Annotated in this window: 19 protein-coding genes; 2 read left to right on the top strand and 17 right to left on the bottom strand. The window is 43.6% G+C overall.

Annotated elements, in window-relative coordinates:
- Positions 1-28 precede the first annotated feature (28 nt).
- Genes HFV01_RS08055 through HFV01_RS08045 form a run of 3 tightly spaced genes read right to left on the bottom strand, consistent with a single transcriptional unit; the run spans position 29 to position 2,651 of the window.
- Positions 29-928, bottom strand: coding sequence for a hypothetical protein (locus HFV01_RS08055; protein WP_006624616.1), 900 nt, complete (start codon positions 926-928; stop codon positions 29-31).
- A 20-nt stretch (positions 929-948) separates the two neighbouring features.
- On the bottom strand, positions 949-1,764 hold the full coding sequence (locus HFV01_RS08050) for a hypothetical protein (protein ID WP_006624615.1): 816 nt from the start codon (positions 1,762-1,764) through the stop codon (positions 949-951).
- An 11-nt stretch (positions 1,765-1,775) separates the two neighbouring features.
- Positions 1,776-2,651 carry a GTPase domain-containing protein gene (locus HFV01_RS08045; protein ID WP_081593260.1) on the bottom strand — a complete coding sequence of 292 codons (876 nt, stop codon included), beginning with the start codon at positions 2,649-2,651 and terminating at the stop codon, positions 1,776-1,778.
- Here HFV01_RS08045 and HFV01_RS08040 point away from each other — a divergent pair.
- Positions 2,601-2,765, top strand: coding sequence for a hypothetical protein (locus HFV01_RS08040; protein ID WP_162198542.1), 165 nt, complete (start codon positions 2,601-2,603; stop codon positions 2,763-2,765). The two genes, HFV01_RS08045 and HFV01_RS08040, sit on opposite strands and share 51 nt — an antisense overlap.
- A gap of 436 nt (positions 2,766-3,201) precedes the next feature.
- Here the strand turns inward: HFV01_RS08040 and csx2 are convergent, their stop codons facing one another.
- The 12 genes from csx2 to HFV01_RS07980 form a co-directional block, all read right to left on the bottom strand.
- Complete coding sequence (gene csx2 / locus HFV01_RS08035) at positions 3,202-4,470, bottom strand: TIGR02221 family CRISPR-associated protein (RefSeq protein ID WP_006624612.1); 1,269 nt, start codon at positions 4,468-4,470, stop codon at positions 3,202-3,204.
- 2 nt (positions 4,471-4,472) lie between these two features.
- Entirely contained in the window at positions 4,473-5,243 is a 771-nt protein-coding gene (cas6, locus tag HFV01_RS08030; protein ID WP_006670428.1) for a CRISPR system precrRNA processing endoribonuclease RAMP protein Cas6, read from the bottom strand.
- Positions 5,244-5,246: 3 nt separating this feature from the next.
- Positions 5,247-6,518, bottom strand: coding sequence for a type III-A CRISPR-associated RAMP protein Csm5 (csm5, locus tag HFV01_RS08025; RefSeq protein WP_006624610.1), 1,272 nt, complete (start codon positions 6,516-6,518; stop codon positions 5,247-5,249).
- 11 nt (positions 6,519-6,529) lie between these two features.
- The gene (gene csm4, locus HFV01_RS08020) at positions 6,530-7,570 is read right to left on the bottom strand and encodes a type III-A CRISPR-associated RAMP protein Csm4 (RefSeq protein WP_006624609.1); all 1,041 of its coding nucleotides are present in this window, start codon (positions 7,568-7,570) and stop codon (positions 6,530-6,532) included.
- A 9-nt stretch (positions 7,571-7,579) separates the two neighbouring features.
- Positions 7,580-8,524, bottom strand: a complete 945-nt coding sequence (gene csm3 / locus HFV01_RS08015) for a type III-A CRISPR-associated RAMP protein Csm3 (RefSeq protein ID WP_046320904.1) — start codon at positions 8,522-8,524, stop codon at positions 7,580-7,582.
- Complete coding sequence (gene csm2 / locus HFV01_RS08010; RefSeq protein ID WP_228116368.1) at positions 8,524-9,000, bottom strand: type III-A CRISPR-associated protein Csm2; 477 nt, start codon at positions 8,998-9,000, stop codon at positions 8,524-8,526. The genes csm3 and csm2 overlap by 1 nt, the downstream gene beginning before the upstream one ends.
- Positions 9,001-9,054: 54 nt before the next feature.
- The gene (gene cas10 / locus HFV01_RS08005; protein WP_006624606.1) at positions 9,055-11,367 is read right to left on the bottom strand and encodes a type III-A CRISPR-associated protein Cas10/Csm1; all 2,313 of its coding nucleotides are present in this window, start codon (positions 11,365-11,367) and stop codon (positions 9,055-9,057) included.
- A 544-nt stretch (positions 11,368-11,911) separates the two neighbouring features.
- Positions 11,912-12,085, bottom strand: a complete 174-nt coding sequence (locus HFV01_RS08000) for a hypothetical protein (protein ID WP_006624604.1) — start codon at positions 12,083-12,085, stop codon at positions 11,912-11,914.
- 86 nt (positions 12,086-12,171) lie between these two features.
- Positions 12,172-12,651 carry an HNH endonuclease gene (locus HFV01_RS07995; RefSeq protein ID WP_006624602.1) on the bottom strand — a complete coding sequence of 160 codons (480 nt, stop codon included), beginning with the start codon at positions 12,649-12,651 and terminating at the stop codon, positions 12,172-12,174.
- 45 nt (positions 12,652-12,696) lie between these two features.
- Positions 12,697-13,077: a hypothetical protein gene (locus HFV01_RS07990; RefSeq protein WP_006624601.1), complete on the bottom strand. Its 381-nt coding sequence runs from the start codon at positions 13,075-13,077 to the stop codon at positions 12,697-12,699.
- A gap of 30 nt (positions 13,078-13,107) precedes the next feature.
- Positions 13,108-13,653 (bottom strand): hypothetical protein, encoded by a 546-nt coding sequence (locus tag HFV01_RS07985; protein ID WP_035759363.1) that lies wholly within the window; start codon positions 13,651-13,653, stop codon positions 13,108-13,110.
- A 464-nt stretch (positions 13,654-14,117) separates the two neighbouring features.
- Entirely contained in the window at positions 14,118-14,468 is a 351-nt protein-coding gene (locus HFV01_RS07980) for a hypothetical protein (protein ID WP_006624599.1), read from the bottom strand.
- A 14-nt stretch (positions 14,469-14,482) separates the two neighbouring features.
- Between HFV01_RS07980 and HFV01_RS07975 the strand changes: the two genes are divergently transcribed.
- Positions 14,483-14,671 carry a hypothetical protein gene (locus HFV01_RS07975; RefSeq protein WP_006624598.1) on the top strand — a complete coding sequence of 63 codons (189 nt, stop codon included), beginning with the start codon at positions 14,483-14,485 and terminating at the stop codon, positions 14,669-14,671.
- A gap of 301 nt (positions 14,672-14,972) precedes the next feature.
- Here HFV01_RS07975 and HFV01_RS07970 read toward each other — a convergent pair whose 3' ends face one another.
- Together HFV01_RS07970 and HFV01_RS07965 are read right to left on the bottom strand one after the other, a co-directional pair.
- Entirely contained in the window at positions 14,973-15,461 is a 489-nt protein-coding gene (locus HFV01_RS07970) for a hypothetical protein (protein WP_035759361.1), read from the bottom strand.
- Between the two features lie 82 nt (positions 15,462-15,543).
- The gene (locus tag HFV01_RS07965) at positions 15,544-21,702 is read right to left on the bottom strand and encodes a translocation/assembly module TamB domain-containing protein (protein WP_193520983.1); all 6,159 of its coding nucleotides are present in this window, start codon (positions 21,700-21,702) and stop codon (positions 15,544-15,546) included.
- Between the last annotated feature and the right edge of the window lie 19 nt (positions 21,703-21,721).

Here is a 21,721-nt window from a genome sequence, read left to right as displayed (position 1 = left end):
TGCAAATGAGGACATCGGGAATATCGCATTAGTCGCGATCGAGTTCCGGGTGGCGTTTTCCGGTACAAAGCCAGTAAATGGGGGCGACTAAACCAAAGGGCCGCCAGACTCTCGGTTTTTTAATCACGGAAGTTGTCCCATCACGCGATCGCTTCAACCGTTTCGAGTTGGGTTCGGGGTACTGTTTCCCCAAAATCCCAAAGGCGGAAGTAGTGAAATACTCCACCCCCACGCGGTTTAGTTTGGAATAGCTTTGCAGTTGGGCGGAGAGTTTGGGAAATCTCATGTTTGCCAACTTTTTCGGTTCGTGGCGGTTCACCCACAACTCCGACTGTTCGCACTTAGTCAACACAAAGGCAATCCGTCGATGTTGGTTCTTCAACTCAGCGCGATCGAGTTCCACCAACAGTTTTTCGATCCCCGCGCAATAGTCCTTATCCTTGCGGTGAGCGGTTCCATCGACGAGTACCATTAACCCGGTCGCCAAACAGCAATCGTCGAGGTAATCATCCAGCATCGGATCGCCACTTTTATGCACCAAATCCCGGAAAAACTCGCCGCTGTAATCCTTACAACTGACGTTGATTTGCACCATCTTTCCCGACCCCCGCAACCAGGAAAAGCGATCTTTGAGGGTGATGCTGAGGGTGTAATCCTTCACCGCGTCGATATCGTGGAGGTTGGTGGGTTCCAGTAATAATCCCTGTTCTAGGATGTCTCTGGCTTTGTTTACCAGTTCCTCGCTGTCTTCGCCGACGGGGGAGACGGTTTGCACGGGATTATCGGGGCTGGCGTTGGGCCAGTAAGCCAGGGATGCCAAATAAGTGGTTTTCCCGGAACTGCGATCGCCGATAATTCGCACCACGGAATCTCCGCCCAAGGTTTTGACGGATAATGATGTCGAGTTGGTTTGGTTGTCAAATAGCATGATCGACTCACTCTTAAAGTTCAGATTTGGCCGGTACTTAACCAACACAACGGTTCAACTAAATTGTAAGGTTGCCACCGGTTCGGTTCTCGTAAAATCGAGACTCGTCCGTTAGTTCCCCGAGCATCCGCCCGGTTGGGGCGAGGGTCATACCGTCCCGACACGCCGAAGGTTGACATGGCGTAAAACTGCAAGTTTTTGGGGGGAACGGATTTTTTGAGGGTTTTGAGGGTTTTTTTCAAGTAAATGCCAAATAGGTCGGTTTCCGGGTCCAATCTTCCCGGCCAAATTTCCCCCCGTTCGCATTTACTCATGGCTACGGCTAGGCGATAGTTATTTAGGCGATCGTGTTCGTCCATAATTTTTAAAAATTGCTTGATCAATTGGCTATAAAAACGATCTCGGCTGCTTTCCCACTCCGTAAACAACAGCAAACAACCATCCACGTCAGCCCTAAAACATTCGTCGATAAATTCTTCCATAATCGGGTCTGGGGAAGAGTGGAGAATTTTATCGAACACTTCGCCGGGGTAGTCGCGAACGGTCAGTTGGATATCGATTCGGGGTCTGAGGAATCTCTGTTTGACTTCGATTTTAAAGGAGTAGTCGGGAAGGTCATCCACACTTCTGATGCGATCGCCTAGCACAGTCGGTTCAACCGCTAACCCGTTGCAAATTGTCTGGTCGGCATCTTCCGCCAGCTTGTGAGTCTCGTCGTTCAGGGGTTCGATGCTGTATTCACTGCGGGAACCCCGGTACTCAGAAAAGTAGCTGAGTCCGGCGAGATAGGTGGTTTTTCCAGATGCCCTGGGGCCGATTACGCAAATGTTGCCCATAGCTGACTCCTTTATTGGTTACTACTAAGATAAGTGCCCAGATAAATCCAAGGAAGTTCCACCAGTTCCCGGCTGTAAATGCTAGTGATGAAACATTTCACGGATAAACCGGAGGTATATTGGTTCAGTTCGGCGATGTGGGATTGTAGGGGACTGAAAAACCTTTTGAAAACGTAGTTGTTGCGTTGCATCCAGTTCATCTCCGCATTGACGGGATGGTAGGCTAGTTTTTGGGCTTCTTCTTTCAGGTCGATGCCTCGGATCAGGTCGGCTTTGTTCAGACACAGAACCAGATGTTTGGCTTGGCGACAGTCTTGGCGGAAAAATTTTACCCAGCGCTCAAATCGTTTAATCCATTGTTTGCGGGTGATAAAGTCTTCCTGAATGATGCCATCCCCCTGGCGGATAATTTCCCGGTAGGGGGACAGGACTAGGCACACCCCTTGACTGCTGTGAGCGGTTTTCAAAAATTTTCTCCACTCGTCGGGGTTGTCGTTTTTCCAAGTCGCGCGCCATATTTCCCCCGGTGTATCTATCCATTCGGTATAGATGTTTTTGGGTCGGCTGGGCAGGGTCACTTCGATCTCCAGTTGGCGATCGTGGGTAGCCTGGCTGGCATCGGTAGCCTTGGTTTTTCCCTTGTCACACAGAAGGGCTTTAAGTTGATCGTAAAGGGGATCGGTGACTTTGACGAACTGGCTGCTGGGATGAGCCAGTTCCAGGACTAGGGAAGTTTTGCCAGTATTGCGATCGCCGATATAGATAACGCCCATAGGAAAAGTTCCAATAAAAAGGTCTAAACATGGTGGTCGGGTCAATCGGTTCTGGGTGAGTCTATGGCCAGACTTCCAGTTGGCGATCGCATCCCACCACCACCGCGCCGCCACCTTAACCCAGAGGCGATCGTCCCTCACCCCGGCAAAAGTTCTAAAAAAGGGTGCTACAAAATGTGGGTCAATAGAATCTATAACCCTTACAGTGAGGCACTTTCACTCTATTAAACCTAATGCTTAAAGGCTTAATGGTATCCCCTTATTATCAAACACAAATCTACTTGAATCTACCTTGGGACTGTAAACTTTTCTAAAGGTTATCCTCCGATTGCAGTTAGAGATGGCCATCCGGTGGGCTGATCATCTATCTACCTATCAGGGACAACCACTAAATTTACGCAAATATCTAAAAATTTAATTGAGCAATTGCCTCTAATGTCAGTGTAGAAGCCATTTACAGGGGCGATCGCTCCCCCTTGGGGGGCTTGTCCGATGTGACTAACTGATAGTTAGCCAAGTTTCCGAAATGGCAAGTCTCATGTTGATTGTTCTCAATTAGTGATTTTCACAGGCGATCTGGCTCAACTTTTACTTGTGAAGCATATTTGACTCCCTCTGGGTTGGGAGGAATGAATGACACGCTAACTATTAAAATTGGGCTTTTCTATTCTTCATCAAATACACCCCAGACCTGAGCAATTGTTTTCAGGTCTTCGACAATTTTTTGTAATGTTTGTTTGATCTCTTCAACACTTTTCGGATCTTTACGGAAACCAGAATGAAGAACATCATTGCGTAAATTAGCCAACTTACAAGGGGGATTATTCCATAACTGATTGATCATCTTACGCTTAGATGGTTCAATCTCTTTATATTGACTGCGGTAAATTGACTCACGCTCTCCCACTTTACCACCACAACAAAGGATTTCCATTTCCTCCCGTGCTTGTTTCTCCATTGGATCGAGTTCAAAATGATAACAGAGGAGAGAAGGTAGCCATTCCCGTCCTAGTGATATAGCTTGGACATATAGACCCTTCTTGGCATACCACTCAATCTCAAAAAGCTGTTTCTGTAATGCAGCTTTGCCATTGACTTGATAGTTTTTCGGTTCAGCTAAAGCAAATTGACCATACTCACTCACCACACGATTTAATAATAGTTCAAAAGGTGGAACAACTCGTGCTAAGTCTGGTTTACCTTGTTCAATACTTTCCGGTAAAGCTGCGGCGGCGGTCATGACATCCATGGGACGCAATAACTGCAAACCTTGAGAAATTTCTAAAATGCGATCGCCCAATGCTTGAGTATGACCCTGTGCCTCTTGCAACAATTTCGCCAAGTCTTCACCATTCCCAGTTTTCAGAAACTGATCGGTTGCTGTAAGCCAGTCAAACAAGCGGACTACTGGTAAAAGGTCAAAGGTGGGGGTAATGCCATTCTCCTTAGCTTCAAATGCACCATAAAGCAAACCTTCAATGGTAATATTTCGCACCACTCGAAAATAACTAACTGCCAAAAGCGCAACAATTGGCACAGAGCGAAATGAATGAGTAATATCAAAAATGACGCGATCGCCATCTTCCAAACATTCATTAACTTTATTGAAAATTGTCCAGATATCTTCTGGACTATTCCGCTCAGGAATGTTTTTGACTGGGACAATCTCAAGTTCAGGAAACTTGTGTGCCAATATTTCTTCAAGTTGATGCCAATTTGAGCGGTCTTCTTTCTGGTCTCCCCTACCAGGACATTTTGTTTCAACTGTTGGAGTCAAGAAAATATATATTTTCTGGGGCTGATAAAATTCAGCCAAAGCCTCTTGGTAATATTTGGTTGTTAAAGAGATTGACTGGGTAGGATGTTGATATTTGGTAACTTGGTAAGAGTTGAATCCCAGAAAAGAAATGATTTTCGTGATAGCGGTTCTCATAATTAATTAATCCTTGAATAAGTTTCTGTATGACCCATTCCCAATCTTGTCTTAATTCCAGTTCCTGAAAACTCAGAATATTGAACCAACAAATTCGCGACATTCACCAGTAGGGGGTCGGTTTTGTACAATGCCTTTAAGGTGATTTCACCAACAAATCCATTAACTGAGTCTTTCCCAATTCTACATAGCTGAGTAGAAATTCGATGACGTTTAAGAGCGATCGCATTTGCTAAATAAGTAATCAATTCTCCACTACCCAAATAAATCGGAGCAAAATTATTCCAAGATTGCAGCCAACTCCGAAACATCAGTCCGGGAACTGGAAGGGGGAGCTTTATGGCTTTTTGGGCGAAAGAAGTGGGAGTTGTAAACTTGAGTTGAGACTCAAAAATTGGCTCCGGTTCATTAGCTACTAAGGTAGTGTAAAGTTGTTCGTAACTTGTGATATTATCTTGGCGATCGGTAACTTTAAATTGAACTCCTAAAAATTCTAAACCACCTGATAAATCAAGAGATGCGATCGCTTTAGAACTTTTTTCTTGCAAACCAGAAAAGGTTAGCTGATACAACTCTTCAGGTTGAAATGTAATGAAATCTCCAGCCCCCAAGCACCGTCCCATGATGCTAGAAAAGCTGGTGTCGGGGATCATATTGAGACCAATTCCTAACCCCAATTGATGATGAAGTTGTTTGACCAACTCCAAGCCGTAAGACCTAGGAAGTGTCATCGGTTCACAAACAGTCAATGTCCAAGTTGAACGAATCAGCATTAATTATCCTCGAAACTTTACCCACCCCGGGACATATTTAATATTGCCATTAGGATCGACCACAGTACGACGAGATTTGGGAGCTTCAAATTGGGGAGCTCTTATCCCACAAGTATCTCTAATTTGGGATCTCAAATCATCTGCAAATAGCCATCCTACCGTGGTTCCGGTCATCCCACTAGCCCAACCTATTCGCAAATGATAAGGGCATTGTTCTGGTTCATAAAAATCTCTAATTGCTGCAAAATCAAGATTTTTACCTTGATGCTGTTTGTTTTTGACCATCATCCAGTAATCATGTTCTCCATCCCACTGTTCTTTAGCAAAACTTTGGCAAATATTCAGCAATTCATCAACGGATTTAAAAGGAATTTTCATGCCTCTTTTGTGTTGAAACCAGGATAACATTTCCGTATCTAAGGACAAAGTAAACTGGGTTTTAACATTTCTGACAACTTCTGCATAAATAGAAGCTCTGTATTTAGCATTATCATTATCAAAGTGACTAGAAACCAGAATTTCAGCTACAACGGGAATGTTAAAAGTAACTATTTTGTTATTTTTCATCGTCACTTTCCTTTCCATTAGAGGTTGAGAATCAGTAACTTGAACAGCTCGCATAATATCAGTATTCGGCCCGGTAGCCGCTGCCATTGATTTTCCCTGATAATTTAATGAGAAATCCGCAAATAAACTATCCATGAATAGCTGATCGTCTGCCCACTTTTGTTGTTTTTGCAAGTGGTTATTATCTAACTGCTGCCTCAGTCGTTCCTCGATCGCACTCACTCGGTTAGAATTAGGAACTCCGTACTTCTCAGCATTTTTGAGTAAGTAATAAGCGATCGCTGTTCTAATGGCACCTTTAATTGAGCTGCCGGGAATGTAAAGCTGTCCGAATCCATTACGAATCATGGGCCGTAAATCAGTTACTTTTTCATCAGTCCATTTCCTATCAATTGCTCCTGGTGGAAAAATAGGATTTCCCAAAACATCTTTAGCATCTTGCCAATTTTCACCAAAAGTTGATCTCAGAATACTGAGAATTTCTTGTCGATGCTCTATCGCACTGATATAATCCTGCAATTTGCCTCGATTTGACAATTCTCTAGCCAGAGCTTCTTGCTCTGGAAGATAGACTCTTTGACTGGTTTGAACATATTCAAATGGGTTGAGCCGAGACACCGCAGAGCCAATGTGTAAAAGCGGACTCGATAACTGAATTGTTCTAGTTTCATAAACTTGAGGCTTGGAAATATTGAAAGCTGAAACCATGACTCTTGTTGTTATAGGATAATAGGCAAGCTAAAACCAATTCCACTCCGATACACTTTATGCAATTTTTGAAATTCGTAGGGAGTTACATCCGCTAATTGTCCGTCAGTACGCACCGGAAATACCGAGCCTTCCACAAACATCCGCACTTTTTTGCGTCGCAGTTGTCGCCCAGAAAAGGGAGAGGAAATCCATCCCCCTCGTTCCAGTATTCCATAACTAGCTCTATCATTATGGAGTGTATCCGAAATCGGATTTTCCCAAAGCAAACTGATTAAACTGTAGTCGGTTGATTGAGGACAGTTAAGCAAGTTTTGCCATGTATCAGATAGATCTGACCAAGTGGGTTTAAACTGTCCTGCGCCACTGGAACGCTCACCGCCTAAGCCTTCATCCCCCAATAAATTTAAGGCGGCAAAAAGTCTATTTTCTAGGTCTTTATCTACTTTAACCAAATCTATTAAAAAGTACAATCCACAGGACTTATTAAATTGCACAAAACCAGTATGGTAGAAATTGGTCGCCCGAGTTGTTCGGTCGATCGCCACTTTGGGAGTTTTATGGATTTGATAGGCTTGGCTATAGTCGAAAATTCCCGAATTTTTAAGATTACCAGAACTGTTAGCCTGGTTAGTATAATCAATCAATTCGGTGCGATCGGTTACCGTAAAACCACTACCTTGATACCAGCGTTGCCAAATATCCAGAGGTAAGTAGTGAATTTTTTTGTAAGTCTTGGTAAATTCCAAGTCATTCCCCACCGGATACCCGCGCGGAAATTTGAGCGGTTTTGGTAGGTAGTCAATCCTTTTTTGACCATTCTCAGAGTAAATAAATGTTGAGCTGACCCGAAAAGGAGGCGATGAGTCAAAAGATTTTAGTAAATCTTCAACAGCATCTTTTCCAAATAACCGAGCATAGGCAATAATTAGCGCGCTAAATAATGTATCAGAACGCACTCGTTCGCTCGTTTCTTCAACTCCAATTCCGACTTCACCAAAATGGGTAGAGTGTTGTCCGAAATTGAGGCTAACTAGCTTGTAGTTGCTCATAATTTAGGTTTAACTGCCTGGTAACTGAGATTGAATTTCGCTAAATCTGCTTAAAAATTCAGCCGTATTTTTGAGGGATGGGAAGTTAATAGAAGTACCGCCACCACTGGCAATATTTTCGTATTGTTTGGCATCACGGTAATCAAAATTAAAGTTCTCAAATCTCACTTTTCCGTAACCCCTAGAACCATGTCCTCCCAAGGCATCATCTTCTAAAATTGACAGAGCGATCGCCAAGTTTTTTACATCTTCAATCGCCTGATTTTCATCCTCAACAGTATAGACCATTTCAAAAGTAAATTTTGCTCCGGCTGGCACTCGCTCTAATTGTCTGGGGTTAGCCGCTGCTGTCACCCGATCTAATCCATTCTCAAACTTCCACTCGGTCATATACAACCCAGTGTCAATGTTACGAAGTTGCTCGGCTGATTCAGGAGTTAAATGGCAATCCCGAACAATCAAGCGAGCCGGACAATTTCTGCCTTTAATCTTCGTATGAGATACACCATTAATGGTTTTATTTCCCTGACCACCTAATTCCTGTGACTGAGCAATATCAGTAGGAATCCAACACTTAGAACCACCAGTGGAGCCAAAGAGACGGCTAACTTGACAGGTTTTTGCACCTTCATATTCAACATACTGATCCGCTTGAATCTCTGTATAGCCACTCTCTATATCATCACTTTCATAACGGTATGTTCCGCTTCCTCCCCCTCGATTTAAAGGTTTATTAAGCCATCTTTCTAAAATTGATCGAAGTTTACCTTTAATCGAAGAACCAGGCAAATATGGATATTGACTCACCGGATCGCGAATTACAGGTTTATCCAGTCCTCCAATTTCCAATGTTTCTCCGCCACCACCGATATGCAGTCCGGTTTCAACAATCAAAGTTCCGGTAATTTTTAACTTTCCAACTAGGGGGGTTTGAGGTCTTTCAATAACTGTCATTATTTTCCTCCTTCGGCTTTATGATAAGCAATAATGGACTCGATCAATTGAACTAAGCGTTCAAAATCTTCTAAAGAATGTACATGATCGATAGCAGCAGACATAACATCACTCAAAGGTTTGGCTGCCTCTTGTCTGGCTGCTGCATAAGCTAATTTTGGTTTGAGAAGTACAATTTCCGGTTCAATTTCGGCAAAAAGCTGATTCTGATTTTCTTCAGTTTGAGCCAGTTTGGCTTTCAAACGATTAATAGCATCCAAAAACTTGCGGATCTGATTGGTCTCTAACCTCCGGTTTTTGAGATAAGGCCCGAACATCTCAGCGTGTTTAACCAGATCTCGAATTGGGTAATCTTTGAGAGTCCCATTTTTCTTGTCCTGGTTCAGCTTGTGAATAGCTTTAATCATCTCTCTGTCCGGAGTTGGGGACGATGCTGATTGAGGTGTTGAATTGCGTCTCGGTTGATTGGAAGTCATAAGAATTTCCGGTTTTTATATGAGCAGGGTCTGACTGAGAATGCGGGCGGGGTTTTATTCACTGTTAATTGAAGAACGGTTAAGCATCTCTAGCCAGGTGGCGATCGCTCGAAAGTAGGGAGCATTATAGGGGTTTTTCAGAGAAGTACGAATTGGTTCAAAATTAGGATGATTACGAACATGATCTGGTAGCCTGGCTAAAGTATAAGCAATTTTGGGCAGGTGCAGGAAGTAACGGACATCCCACTGATACTCCTGGGGTTTGCTGGCAGCTTCTTTTATCATTTTATCCTGAAGTTCTGCTGTTGCCAATAGATTCCTTATAAAACTTCGAGAATAGTTTATTTCTAGGGATGGATGCAATTGTTTAACAAATGGCAACACTCCCCAAAGACTCGGTGATATTTCGTTAGCAAGATAAGTTTGCAATTCCTTCGGTTTGAGGAAATTATGCGGACTCCGTGGCATATTTGGCAAATTTTTTAATTCAGTTCCCAACCACTCATCCCATTTAAATACACTCCCAAATAATCCCAAGCTGTCCCGACCATTTGCTTTAGCTTGATCTTCTGCTTGTCCAGATTCCTCTGCTGCTTGGTAGAGAGGAAATTTAGCAACTGACAAGCTAATACCGCCAGAAAGGCTGATGTCTGGGTGATGCCCAGTATAAGCGCGAAAACATTGATAAACATCAAAAGCAAATTCCACAACTTCATGCCATGCGCCACTCACAAATAAATCATCTCCTCCCGCATAAATAAATACTAAATTTTGGCGTTCTCCAGTTAGTCTATGAAACACTGTATTATGTAAATTTTCCTGACGAAATTGAGCCAGACTATTCAAATAAACTTTAAAAAAATAACTCATTTGGCGCGATAATCCAGCTAACCGAGGTAAGGTTTGATCATTTCCTAAACCTTTGGCAAAAATCTGCCCTAATTTGTCTACATCCATTCGCAAATAACCAACTCTGGGAATACAACCGTCTTTTTTAGCCAGATCTGCCATTTCATTGGCTGTCATTGTTCCATATTCTTCCTGACTATTTTGAGCATAGTTGCCGAGTAATAAAGAAACTGAGTTGCCATTTTGATAGTCGGCAACTTTCCAATTATTTACCAAAAAAACAGTTTCCGATTCTTCTAAATTTTTAACTTGCTGCTTTCCCCGAAATAAGTGATAATATATACTCTGTCCTGGTAACTTAATCTGCAAGCTATCTAAGGCTTTGGCAATACTATCGCGAACCGGCGATCGCACGATCGCATCTACCCTAAAAAGTTCACTTCCTAGGCGAAACATCTGCCGACAAGTCGGACAAGCTAAAACTGAATCGGCTTCTTGATGGTTAAGCGGTTTTAAGTTTTCCTCATCATCTCGATGGCAAACCCGACAAGGTTCATAGGTTTCCTGAATCGCTAAGAAATTATCCAAATGATGATCGAATTTGCGAGCTTTTTGGAGAGCTAAGTTTTGAGTAATGGTTGCCCATTGTTGGGCAAATTTAGCCGTTCCAATTTCCTCGATATCAAAATTTTGAGTTCCCAGACTTAAAAATACTTTGCCTTGAAATTCATCAATCAGCCATTCATTGAAAGCATCTCGTATGGGTTCAACTAAATTTTCATTATTATTCTGTTCTGGAGCTAATAAATATAAATTGCCGCCGCCAACATAAATAATATTAGTCCGAGGTATATTTAATTTATTTAGCAGTTGTTGGGCTACTTCTTCCGTCACTAATTCCAGATAAAAACTTCTAGCTCTTAGTGATTTCAAGGCTCCGTCAGATGAAATGGTATAGATAAAGTCTTGAATTCCAGACAAATCACCCGCTATTAAGCTAATCTTTGATGCTTGATAATCATTTGATAAAATCGCGGCGATCGCCGCAGTTGATTTGACCAAATCATAAAAAGCTACATTTTCAAATCCTAATGATAAACAGGAGCCAAACTTTTCTAAAAGCAAGGTTAATAGTGACAAGTTTTCCCAATCTTCTAGCCTTAAATTAGCGATAGTTTCTCTAATTTTTTGTTGCAAAAAATTAATTTGTTCGGCTTGAACTGGTTCATTTGTAGGATAAGGAATTGTAGGGTTGCTATCCTCAATGGCGATAGCGGGTACATAATGCTGATGAGATTGTGGCTGTGATAGATTCACCGCATCAAACAAAAGGTGTAAGGGTTGAATCTGGCTAGTCTCTGTCCAAGATAACAATTGTTTTGCTCTAGCGATCGCCGGATTCTCTTCTGGGACATTAAAATTGGGGGGCCATTTGGCTTGTGCCCAATTTGCTAAATGCCAAACTGCCTCTCTAATTACCTGTAGAGCTATTATATTTGGGGCTGTAGAATTAACCATATCTCAATCGTGAAACTTAGTAAAACTTAACTGTATATTGCTGAAAATACAAAGCATGAAAGGAAGCGCGATCGCATCTCCTTTGACTACTAAAATCTAAAATCGCCCCTCCTGCGGCGAAAGTTCTAAAAAAGGGTGCTACAAAATGTGGGTCAATAGAATCTATAACCCTTACAGTGAGGCACTTTTACGATTTTGAACTTAATGCTTAAACGCCTAATGTTATCTCCTTATTATTAAACACAAATTTACTTTTTGACTGTAAACTTTTCTAAACGTTATCCTCCCATTTCAGTGATCCTCAGTTAGAGATGGCCATCCGGTGGGCTGATCATCTATCTACCTATCAGCGACAACCACTAAATTTACGCAAATTTAGAAAAATTGAATTGAGCAATTGCCTCTAATGTCAGTGTAGAAGCCATTTACAGGGGCGATCGCCGCCACTTGGGGGGGCCCGTTTGATTGGAGATGTTCAGAAATACCCAACCCTTTCAGTATAACCCTTGCTGGAAGTACCCCCTTCCATAATTATCATGCTGCGTCAGTTTCCCCACCAGAATTTAAATATACTCAGGGGGAGACCCAAGAAATGACCAGTTTTGTGGTAGCAGCGATCGCCCTTAATTTCCACGCTGAGAGCAATTGACTCCCTCTCCCGGTCTTCCTTGGGTCTGCTGACAGTTTCCAGAAGAAATGCCAAATTTGATAGGCCCATTTATATTTTAGGTGGCGATCGCCTGTGGGTGGTTGACTATAGTAGTCTATTTACCATGGGGATGGGGTAGAAATGGGGTGATATTTTTAAGTAGATTTATCTAGGGTTTTGAGGAGTTTTTTCGGTCTATAAATTCGGACAGCTTCGTAGAAATGGGGGTAGTTAACGAAAATATAATGCTCGTATTCAAACCAGTGCATTTCGCCTTTTTCTTGGTTGCAGGCGCGGCAAATCACCCAGAGATTTTGGAAGTCTAGGGAGAGCCATGGATATTGGGAACGGGGGAGTTTGTGGTCGATAGTTCGACCATTTTCATAGGTATAAGGGCGATCGCAAATCGGGCAGGCTTGATCGGAGTTGTCCCGTACCCATTCTTTACTTTCCGGAGTCGAGCCACATTCTGAATCACCGTTAATATAACGCCAGTAGTCAAATTGGCGATAGTCGGCAAAGTGGTCGGCAGTCAATTTATGGTAGCGTCGCCCCCCAATTTTTTGGGCGAGTTTAAAAAGGTCTTTTAGGTCAAGGTTTTCGAGATTTTCGGGATCGGGTTTTGGGGGAATCATGGATTTTTGCTGTCAATAAATTGCCATAAATTATCAGTAGTTAACTTATCGGCTGTAGTCGATAAATTCGATGGTTTGAGGTTGGGGGAACTGTTCTTCAATTAGGGCATTAATTTCAGCAATTTCTCGGTCAAACTCTCTTTGGAAAGTCGCCCTATCTTCCTCTGTTTGATATTTATCGCCAATGCGTGCCGCTTCTAAAAACAGTTCTTCCAGACTCGATTCTAACTCGGGTTCGGGTTCGGAGTTGATTAATGCGTCCAGGGCGAGATAAAGGCCGATGACGGATTCCCAGCCCACGTTACGAAAGCCTTCTTCTTTCAGTTTTTGTTGCTGCTGACGGTCGAGTTTTGTTCGGTTCTCAGAGTTCCATTTCTGAACTTCCCGATAACTCATCCCCAGAAAGGTTCGTTTTTGACGTGCCATAAAGCATGACTCCAAAGATTACAAGGGTTCTCACTCGATGGTTTTTTGGAACAGACGGATAGCCGCTCGACGGATTTCGCTGTCTTTAGATCGCAGCAGGGATTTCATGTCCTGGGCAATTTTGAGTTTGATCTGATCCAACACATTTCTGAGTCTGCGGTTATCTTTCATTAGCATATCGTTAACTTCTTTCAGCTTTTCGGTTTTTTTCTCTAGCTCATCTTTACCGGCTAGGATGGCATCGCGATCGCTTTCTAAAGCCTGTAATTCCGCTTGGAGTTCGACTAATTCTGCAGAGAAGGCATTTTCTTTCAGGTTGACAATTTGTTTGATGAGATCGTGAATTTTTTCTTCTTTCTCAGCGAGTTCTTTTCGCTTGCGATCGACCTGTCCTTTTTGGGCAGCTTGGAGTCGCTGGCGGTTCAGTAGTTCCGCTCCGGAGAACTGGATGGCGGCTTCGAGGATCACGAGGCGATCAGGGTTGGTACTGAAGTCAAGCGCAGTTAAAGCGCGTTCAGCATCAGCTTTTGTCCATCCCTGTTCCTTTAGGAGAGCGATTGCTTCTTTCTTAGTCACTGTCTCTGCTTTCAAAAGATAGCGGAAATATAGCGGATAATTTTAGATATCCGTCCCCTGGCGGGGATTTGTTACCAAATGATATTTGGCAGGGAATTATGGGTTTATATAATATTATCACACCAGGCAGGGTCTTTGACTGTAAACTTTTCTAAATCAAGGCATCGGAGAGCGATCGCACTCCCTATCGAAATCAAACCACTGACAGTCAGCCGAAATGCCCAATTTTAGCCCAATTCCGATCGCGTTTTTCTATGGGTTCTCAGTACAAGGTATGAATGGCGATCGCGCCATCGCGATTTAGGACTCGTCCCTGGGTGAATGTCGCCAGTGCCGGAATTGAAATCAGTTAGTTTTTACACCTCGAAAATCTCTCAAACGGGAAATGATGCGATCGTCTAAACAGAAGATCGCACTACATCTTCTGGTCTAAACTTTCAACGTTCCTGTCCAGTCTTGGCATCTTAGGATTTGGTTTCAGTTTTATCTTTCATTATTTGGGACAGGACACCCGCGAGTACAGAACCAGAAGTTAATCCCGCAAAAACGCCTATTCCTCCGTACATTAATTGTCGCTCTAATGTGGCTCTCGAGTCCAAAACTGAACGGGTGCGGAAGCTTTGACCCGAATACATTTCTCGATTTCTCATTTCATTACAAATTAGGTCGCCAAATGGCTGACAATTTCGATAAAAGCCTCGACCTCGAGAGGGTTCATACAGCGTGTAGGAAACCGGGGAAGCGAAAAATGTGCCAATAATTCCTCCGGCTATTGAGGAAATGGCAACTATGACGAATGTTTTTTTACTGCTCATGTTGTTGGCTGGGTATGAGTTGGGTCGAGTTGGTGGAATACATCGATCGCCTTACCTCCCGGTGTAAGCAACCGAAACCGCCTCCAAAAAGTGCGATCGCACTCCCTATCGAAATCAAACCGCTGACAGTTCCACCTCGATTTAGGGTGCTATCTACCTATCAGCGACAACCACTAAATTTACGCAAATTTAGAAAAATTTAATTGAGCAATTGCCTCTAATGTCAGTGTAGAAGCCATTTACAGGGGCGATCGCCGCCACTTGGGGGGGCTTGTCCGATTGGAGATGTTCAGAAATACTCAACCCTTTCAGTATAACCATCGCTGGAAGTACCCCCTTCCATAATTATCATGCTGCGTCAGTTTCCCCACCAGAATTTAAATATGCTCAGGGGGAGGCTATAGCGAATTATAGAGATTTACCGGATTAATACTACTGTAAACCTATAAAAATCGATTTTATGTGGATTATCAACGATTATTTAAATAATTAAATTAATGCTGATTATAGTTGATGTCTGGCAATGTTAGCAACTTCAGCAATTACCACATTAATCGGAACCAATCGCCCCACCGTGGTATAATAGCTATTACCCACATTGGTGGTAGTTGACCTTTCGCGGAAACGGTTAATATTCTCAAGAAACCAGTGGCGGGTGGCTGGCATAGGCAATTGGTAAAGCAGACGGGGAGTCACGAAGTAGTAAAACACCCAATCTGCCTCTGTGTAGAGAAAACAGCCGGGTGTATTGCGTTCCTTATTACTGTGAGTTTCCAAAAAGAAATTACCAGTTTTGTGGTAGCGATCGCCCTTAATTTCCACTTGATAGGATCCGGTTTGAGTTATCCAAATCAAATCAACATCAACCCTTTGATATTGCGGGTTATCTTCCACATTTTCAATAGCCACAGTTTCCGGCAGACCAGATAACCAGCCTTCGATATCTCTGGTGGCTTGTTTAGCCACTTGCAGGGATTGATTCATGTTATACATAGTTGACTCCTCCTGAAAAACTGTCGTGTTGCTGTTGATGAATTATTGCCATTAGCCAAATTCAGCCCTGTTCAAACCCCGACTAAAATCGTGTTTCATACTCAAACCTCACCTCACTTTCATTGCCAAAATTCGTAGCCCCCCGCAAAAGCAAGCGGTCATTAACCCGATAGTTGAGATTCAATTGAGTAGGCTGGTTCGCCGCCAGAACCCGACTCACCGAAACCGACACATCATTAGCAACATCCAAACCCACCTCTAGCCCCAAACCCAAAGCCGTCGAACCCGAACGTTCCTGGGACTGAGACACCCGCGCCGGATAAATGCGAAATTCAGTCAACCCAGTAGCATCAAGAACACTCTGTTGAATCTCATTAAACAGTCCCGCACTAGCAATATTTGCCAACACTAAAGTCGTATCCCCCGTTACTCCCTCGATCGCACTACCTCCTAACAAAGCTAACAGTTGAATTTCCGATCGCGGTGGTGAACTGCGTAACTCCAGAATATCGTTAATCTCAGAAGCCAGACCCTGAGCCAAAGCAGTTACCCTAATAGTGCGTACCGTACCAAATTGAGCAGCCCTAGGTACTTCCATAAGTTCCGTTTCAAAAGCAGAAGTTGAAGCCACAGCCGGAGTCGTTTCCGATACCCTAGTCACCAGTCGCACATCTAAAATCGGGTTAAGTCCATGCTCAGGAACAAAAGTAGCGCGTTGAGGATAACCCCGGTCTAACTGAAATCGACTCGTGTACAAATTCACCGCGCCTCCCGTCAATTCAATAGTTCCCTGGGGGCGAAGACTCTCCAAACTATCTAAATCTCCATTAACTATAATTGTGCCATTGGCGTTAAAATTCAGCACAGGGGCATCAAAAATAGGCGTAATAGAAGCCGATCGCACTTGAATATGCTCTCCCAAAGTCAACATAAAATTATTCAAGCTCACCTCTACCGGTCCAGTATTTAGCAGTTCTGGACTATCTCCGTTATCCGTAGCCGGGGGTTGGTCTGCTTCCGGTAAAGTTACAGCCCCATCAAACAACACCACCTGACCACCAATTCCCGGTTGCAAAGCCGTCCCACCAATCACAATTTCTCCCGCCGCTTTTCCCTGATACAATAGGGCTAAATTTAACTTTAAATTTTCCAGAACCATTTTCAGGGGCGAGTCAATATCTGGATCTTCCGGTCTCATTGGTTCAAAAATTGGCAATACCCCATCGATAACAACCTTTCCCGTCCCAGCGTCTCCCAATAATTCCCCTTCCATACCCTTAACCCGCAGGCGATTTCTCAGGAAAGTTGCTGTTCCCGATAAACCCGTAATCGAACTGTTATTACTAGCCAGCCTCAACACCACATCTTCCAGCTTCAACACCCCATCAGGTTCTATGAGAATATTCTTAATTGAGCCATCATCAGCCTGTTCTAGGACTCCTCGCGCCCGCATTTGTACAAGACCCTGTCCCTCAACCCAACTCACTTCTGGATTGAGTAAATTAATAATCTTGAATCCCTCATTCAGCATTTGCACCTCAGCGCTGACCAGATTACTTTCTGGTCTCACCTTAGCAAAGGGTAATCTAAAGGGTACTGATGCACGATATTCTATAGGATCTTGTTCCGTCACTAACACCGTTCCACCTAGGTTAAACCGGGCGTTATTATAGTTAAAACTACCCCGCGCCTCTTTCAGGGGTTCATCATTAAATAAGCCTTCAAGTACCGTAAATTCCCCGGAGGCTTGGGGATTATCTAAACTCCCCGCTAACAAAGCGCGCAGGTTTAATTGTCCACTCAAAGCAATATTGGGGATGTCATAAAATTCTTCTATGGTTTCTAAGCGGAAATTCTTAACCCGCAACTGACCCGAAGGTATTTGCTCATCTAAATCTAGTTGTCCCTGAAACCCCACCAATGTCTCACCGTAACGCACTCTCAACGGTAACACCCGGACTATATTATCCTCGAAACTTGCCTCTAATCCTAACTCATCAATTCGGTACTCGCCCCATGTCCAGTCAGCACCATTTATGTCCGCAGTGGCGGTTAAATTGGCTGGGGAACCGCTTATTTTGATTTCGGCATCAAATTTGGCATTGACTTGCTCTAGGGGCGGAAATGGCGAAGCATTCTCCTTCTGTTTGATTTCCCATTGTTCCAATAGGGCGTTAATTTCTGCCCAACGTTGTAGCTGTTGGTGGAGGGTCGCTGTCTCAGATAATCCTACGGCCACGGTTTCTAGGTCGGCTGCAGTGCCGCGTTGGGGTTGCTGGAGACCGTTGGCGATATCACTTAACTGGAACCATTCTAAGGCGGTAAATATATCTTGTAGTCTACCTTGGGGAACCCTGATATCAGCTTGAAATTGGGGTTCTTCCGGGGAGTCGGGAACCTGGGCTATAATAGCGCCTAGGTTGGCTTGTCCTGCTATGAAAACTTGGGTTTCTCCTAGGCGAAGTTCCCCGTCATTAAAGCTAAATTGACCACGGCTAAGGTTGAGTTGAGTAATGGTGAAGCTATCGGCTTCTATATGACCTAAACTGGGGTTTTGGACGCTAATTTCACCAGTTGCGCCTATTTGATTGATGTCTAAACTGGCGAGATTAGTAATGTTTAATATTACGGCTAAGTCGCCTCCTAAATTACCATAACCTTCGGCTACTATGGGGTATATTCCTAATTGGTCTATGGGGAAATATTCTAGGGTTATTTGTAGCTGGTTTAGGCTGGGGGTGGTTCCTTTGGCGATCGCATTTCCTCGCTGTACTAAAAATGCAGTCGGTAAAAAGCGATCGTCTAATACTAACTCGATTTTGTCCTGTTGACCTGATAAGGCTAAGGTGACACCGCCGCCACCTAGTCCTGCTGTTAAAGTTCCGGTCATTACTGGGTCAAATATGAGAGACCGCAGGGCAAAATTTTCTAACCTGACATCACCCTGTAAATTTAATGCGGAAATAGCACCTTTTAACTGACCAGCAAAACTCACATTACCCGCCACAGGTGGCACTTCTCCCCGTAGTATTTCTGAGGGAAGGTTGGCTAATAGGGGTTCTACTAAAGGCGAGTTTAAATCAAAGTTAGATACCCGTAAATTTAGATCGACATTGGCTAAACTGGGAACCCCACTTCCACTAAATTCTAGCGCTAATAAACCGTTAGCACCAAATTGGGGAGTTTCGGCTTGGTCAATGTTTACTTGTCCGTTTTTCAGTCTCGCTATGGCTTCCAAGGGTTGACGAATTATTGGTAATTCTGTTAGTCTTAGTTGGCTGGTGGCTTCCAGGGTGGCGGGGTTGAATTCGGTGACTGAACCTCTAGCATTTAATTCGGTATCTAACAACCCTCGCAATAAGGGCATATTTTGGGCTTGGTTAAGTAATCCCGTCGGTCTGAGGGCGGTTTCGATTCCGGTGAGATTTTCGACTAATGGTGAAAAGCGATTTAAGGCAATGCGATCGCCTATTATATTAGCATTCCAGTCACCAGCTTGAGTCCTACCTGTGGCTTTAATTATGCCATCTCTCCCTAAGTTTAACTGTCCGTCTAAACTAATGGTTAGCGCTTCTGGAGTCATGCTGGCTAGGTTTCCACTAAACCGGGTTTCCCCTTGTAGTTGTGGGTTGTCTAGGTCTAAGTTCCGAATTTCTGCTACTACATTCGCGGGTAAATTCGCTAAAGGTAGCCCTAAGTTGATTAGGGGATTTAAAGGCAGATTATTACTGATGATAGTTCCCTCAAAGTCTCCCGCCTCAATTTCGCCTCTGGCGGTGATTTCTCCCCCTAATTGGGGAAGGTTAACTAATCCATTCACACTACCTTTAATCTGATTAAGATTATTCAGATTTCCTCCGGCTATCATGACTCCATTTAGGCGACTGTTTCTTAACTCTGGCGATCGCCTCAATTTTTCCCTAGTTTCTGGTGGTAAATTACCCAAATTGCTGGCTACATTTAACCAGGGATTAACATGGATACTATTCGCCTCCAACTCCAAGTTAAATACCCCATTCGCTAGGCGAGTTTCTCGGAAAGATATCACCCCTCCCATATTGCCTAAATTGATGTCGCCGATAGCATTAGCCGTGATGTTATTGGGGTCAAAATTATTTAAGTCCGCCGACACAACTCCTCTACTTTGCACGGTTCCATTGCTGAAATCTAGAGTTTGCAGTTGGATAAGAGTTTCTGGCGGTAAATTTATTAGGGGTAGTCCGATACCTATTATTTGCTGTAAATTTAGGCGATTTGCCAGAAAATCTGCCCCCAATTTTCCACCTATTAATTTGAAATCACTGTTGATTTCTCCATTAGCGATCGTTAGGTTAAAATTGCCATTGGCGATGATGTCGTTTAGGTTCAGTTTATCTAGTTGACCTGTGATGGTCGTGTCTAGGTTTAATTTATCTTGTCTCAGGTCAATTTGTCCGATAATTAACTGCACCTCTGGGGGTAAATTGGCGAGGGGTAATCCTAATTTGACTAGGGGATCTAAGCCTAATTCATTGGCGTTCAGGGTGGCTATCCAATTATTATTATCCGCCAGTTGCACATTCGCATTTACTATACCCTCGGCTATCGCTATATTCGCGGTTAACTGATTTTTGGTGATTTGACTAGAACCCAAAATCGGCAAGGTTCCATTTGGGAGATTAAAGTTAATATCCCCTTGGAGGTTATCTAGGGAACCTGAAACTTTAGCCGTCGCGAACATATCCCCTAATCTAGTATTATTCGGAAGTTCATATAGACTGGCGATCGCATCTAAATATAGACTGTCAATATCTAGGGTAAATTCTACCGTTGGCTGTAAAACAAATTCCTCTGGTGATTCTGTCGTCAATGTGGCGGCGCGAAGTAACTCCGTCAGTCCCGTTAATTGCATACTACCAGCGCCGCTAATTTCTCCCCCGCTTATGGGTTTAATCCTTAAATTGTTAATGCTGATACTTGGGTCGGCTACTAAATTAAACTGCTGATCTAGTTCTGGTGTGATGGCTATTTCCGTGGAAATTTCGCTAAAAATTACCCGATCTATTTGGGTTGCTTCTGTGGTGGCGATCGCTATTTCTAGCTGAGGCTGTTGTAGGTTTCCCGTCAAGTTAATATCAGCCGTAACTTCCCCCGCGACCTGAACTGGTAAAACCAGAGTTTCCCCTAATTCTCGATCCGCCGTTTCTAATAACGTCGCCAAAGTAACAGGGAGCAAATTTGCCTGTAAATCGAATTCCGTTTGTAACAAGTCAAATTCTGCATTAGTTCTGATTGTCCCTCCGCTCGTTACTCCTAAATCACCCCAAGCTATTTCTAGGGTCTCCACAGTCGCCTCTGTCTCCTCAAACCCCAAATTAGCATTGGTGATCGTCACCGGTTCCGAAAGGGTTGCTAAAATGGCTTGTACTTCCCTAAGTTGCAGATTTCCCCAAATACCAGTCGGCTGAAAATTCGCCAATTTTACCCTTAATTGGGCATCCGCTTCTCCCTCGCCTAAAATTATACCGGGGGTATTGACTAATAATCCTAATTGTGGTAAATTAAGACTATTAGCTGTGATAGTGGTATCGAAATCTCCAGCAGATAAAATACCATCCGCTCTAACCTGTATGTTCCCGCCTCGGTGAAACTCACCTGTGAGGTGGGTTCTGATGCGATCGTTCTGGTCACTGATATCTAAAATCAGGCGATCGACATTGAGGGCGATCGGGTCTTCTCTCACCTCAGCCGTCAGCAGAGTTTGAGGCATGAGTTTAACATTAGCATTCTCAATGGTAATAGAGCCAATTTCCACATCCACAGGACTTTCATCCCCCGGCGCTATCTCAGTCCTAATCCAATTTCCGAGTTCGTCTTGTTCAAGATAAACTTGGGGATTGATCACCCGTAAATTTAAGCCGACAGTTGGCGTTAATAGTGATATAATGGAAATGCTGGCTTCGATCGCTTCAAGTGAGGCGGTATTGGGATCAGTATCTGTGGGAGGAATCACAGACCGTCCAAAACGAACACTAATAATCCCAAAGCGTTCAACAGGTCCGACTTCTACAGGTCTATCGAGAGTCCCCTCTAAGGCTGTAGCGATGGTAGAGGCTAAACGGTAATGTATAAACCAGCTTACACCACCAGCGATCGTCACAGAAGTAAGACCTAAGCCAACACTTCCCCAAATAAGCCAACGCCGCCAACGTTTGACCGACCTTGGGTTGTCTTCTGGGTCTGGTAATGGGGTATGGATCATGTTTCTCAATCTGCGTGAT

Source organism: Limnospira fusiformis SAG 85.79 (assembly GCF_012516315.1).
GTDB lineage: Bacteria > Cyanobacteriota > Cyanobacteriia > Cyanobacteriales > Microcoleaceae > Limnospira > Limnospira fusiformis.
Note: the sequence above shows the minus strand (reverse complement) of the source record. Positions and strands in the feature narration are given on the sequence as shown.

Excerpts from the sequence above, each read along its gene's own strand:
- HFV01_RS08055 (WP_006624616.1), bottom strand. The coding sequence starts at position 928 with ATGCTATTTGACAACCAAACCAACTCGACATCATTATCCGTCAAAACC.
- HFV01_RS08050 (WP_006624615.1), bottom strand. The coding sequence starts at position 1,764 with ATGGGCAACATTTGCGTAATCGGCCCCAGGGCATCTGGAAAAACCACC.
- HFV01_RS08040 (WP_162198542.1), top strand. The coding sequence starts at position 2,601 with ATGGCCAGACTTCCAGTTGGCGATCGCATCCCACCACCACCGCGCCGC.
- csx2 (WP_006624612.1), bottom strand. The coding sequence starts at position 4,470 with ATGAGAACCGCTATCACGAAAATCATTTCTTTTCTGGGATTCAACTCT.
- cas6 (WP_006670428.1), bottom strand. The coding sequence starts at position 5,243 with ATGCTGATTCGTTCAACTTGGACATTGACTGTTTGTGAACCGATGACA.
- csm5 (WP_006624610.1), bottom strand. The coding sequence starts at position 6,518 with ATGGTTTCAGCTTTCAATATTTCCAAGCCTCAAGTTTATGAAACTAGA.
- csm4 (WP_006624609.1), bottom strand. The coding sequence starts at position 7,570 with ATGAGCAACTACAAGCTAGTTAGCCTCAATTTCGGACAACACTCTACC.
- csm3 (WP_046320904.1), bottom strand. The coding sequence starts at position 8,524 with ATGACAGTTATTGAAAGACCTCAAACCCCCCTAGTTGGAAAGTTAAAA.
- csm2 (WP_228116368.1), bottom strand. The coding sequence starts at position 9,000 with ATGACTTCCAATCAACCGAGACGCAATTCAACACCTCAATCAGCATCG.
- cas10 (WP_006624606.1), bottom strand. The coding sequence starts at position 11,367 with ATGGTTAATTCTACAGCCCCAAATATAATAGCTCTACAGGTAATTAGA.
- HFV01_RS08000 (WP_006624604.1), bottom strand. The coding sequence starts at position 12,085 with ATGGGCCTATCAAATTTGGCATTTCTTCTGGAAACTGTCAGCAGACCC.
- HFV01_RS07995 (WP_006624602.1), bottom strand. The coding sequence starts at position 12,651 with ATGATTCCCCCAAAACCCGATCCCGAAAATCTCGAAAACCTTGACCTA.
- HFV01_RS07990 (WP_006624601.1), bottom strand. The coding sequence starts at position 13,077 with ATGGCACGTCAAAAACGAACCTTTCTGGGGATGAGTTATCGGGAAGTT.
- HFV01_RS07980 (WP_006624599.1), bottom strand. The coding sequence starts at position 14,468 with ATGAGCAGTAAAAAAACATTCGTCATAGTTGCCATTTCCTCAATAGCC.
- HFV01_RS07975 (WP_006624598.1), top strand. The coding sequence starts at position 14,483 with ATGAGTTGGGTCGAGTTGGTGGAATACATCGATCGCCTTACCTCCCGG.
- HFV01_RS07970 (WP_035759361.1), bottom strand. The coding sequence starts at position 15,461 with ATGTATAACATGAATCAATCCCTGCAAGTGGCTAAACAAGCCACCAGA.
- HFV01_RS07965 (WP_193520983.1), bottom strand. The coding sequence starts at position 21,702 with ATGATCCATACCCCATTACCAGACCCAGAAGACAACCCAAGGTCGGTC.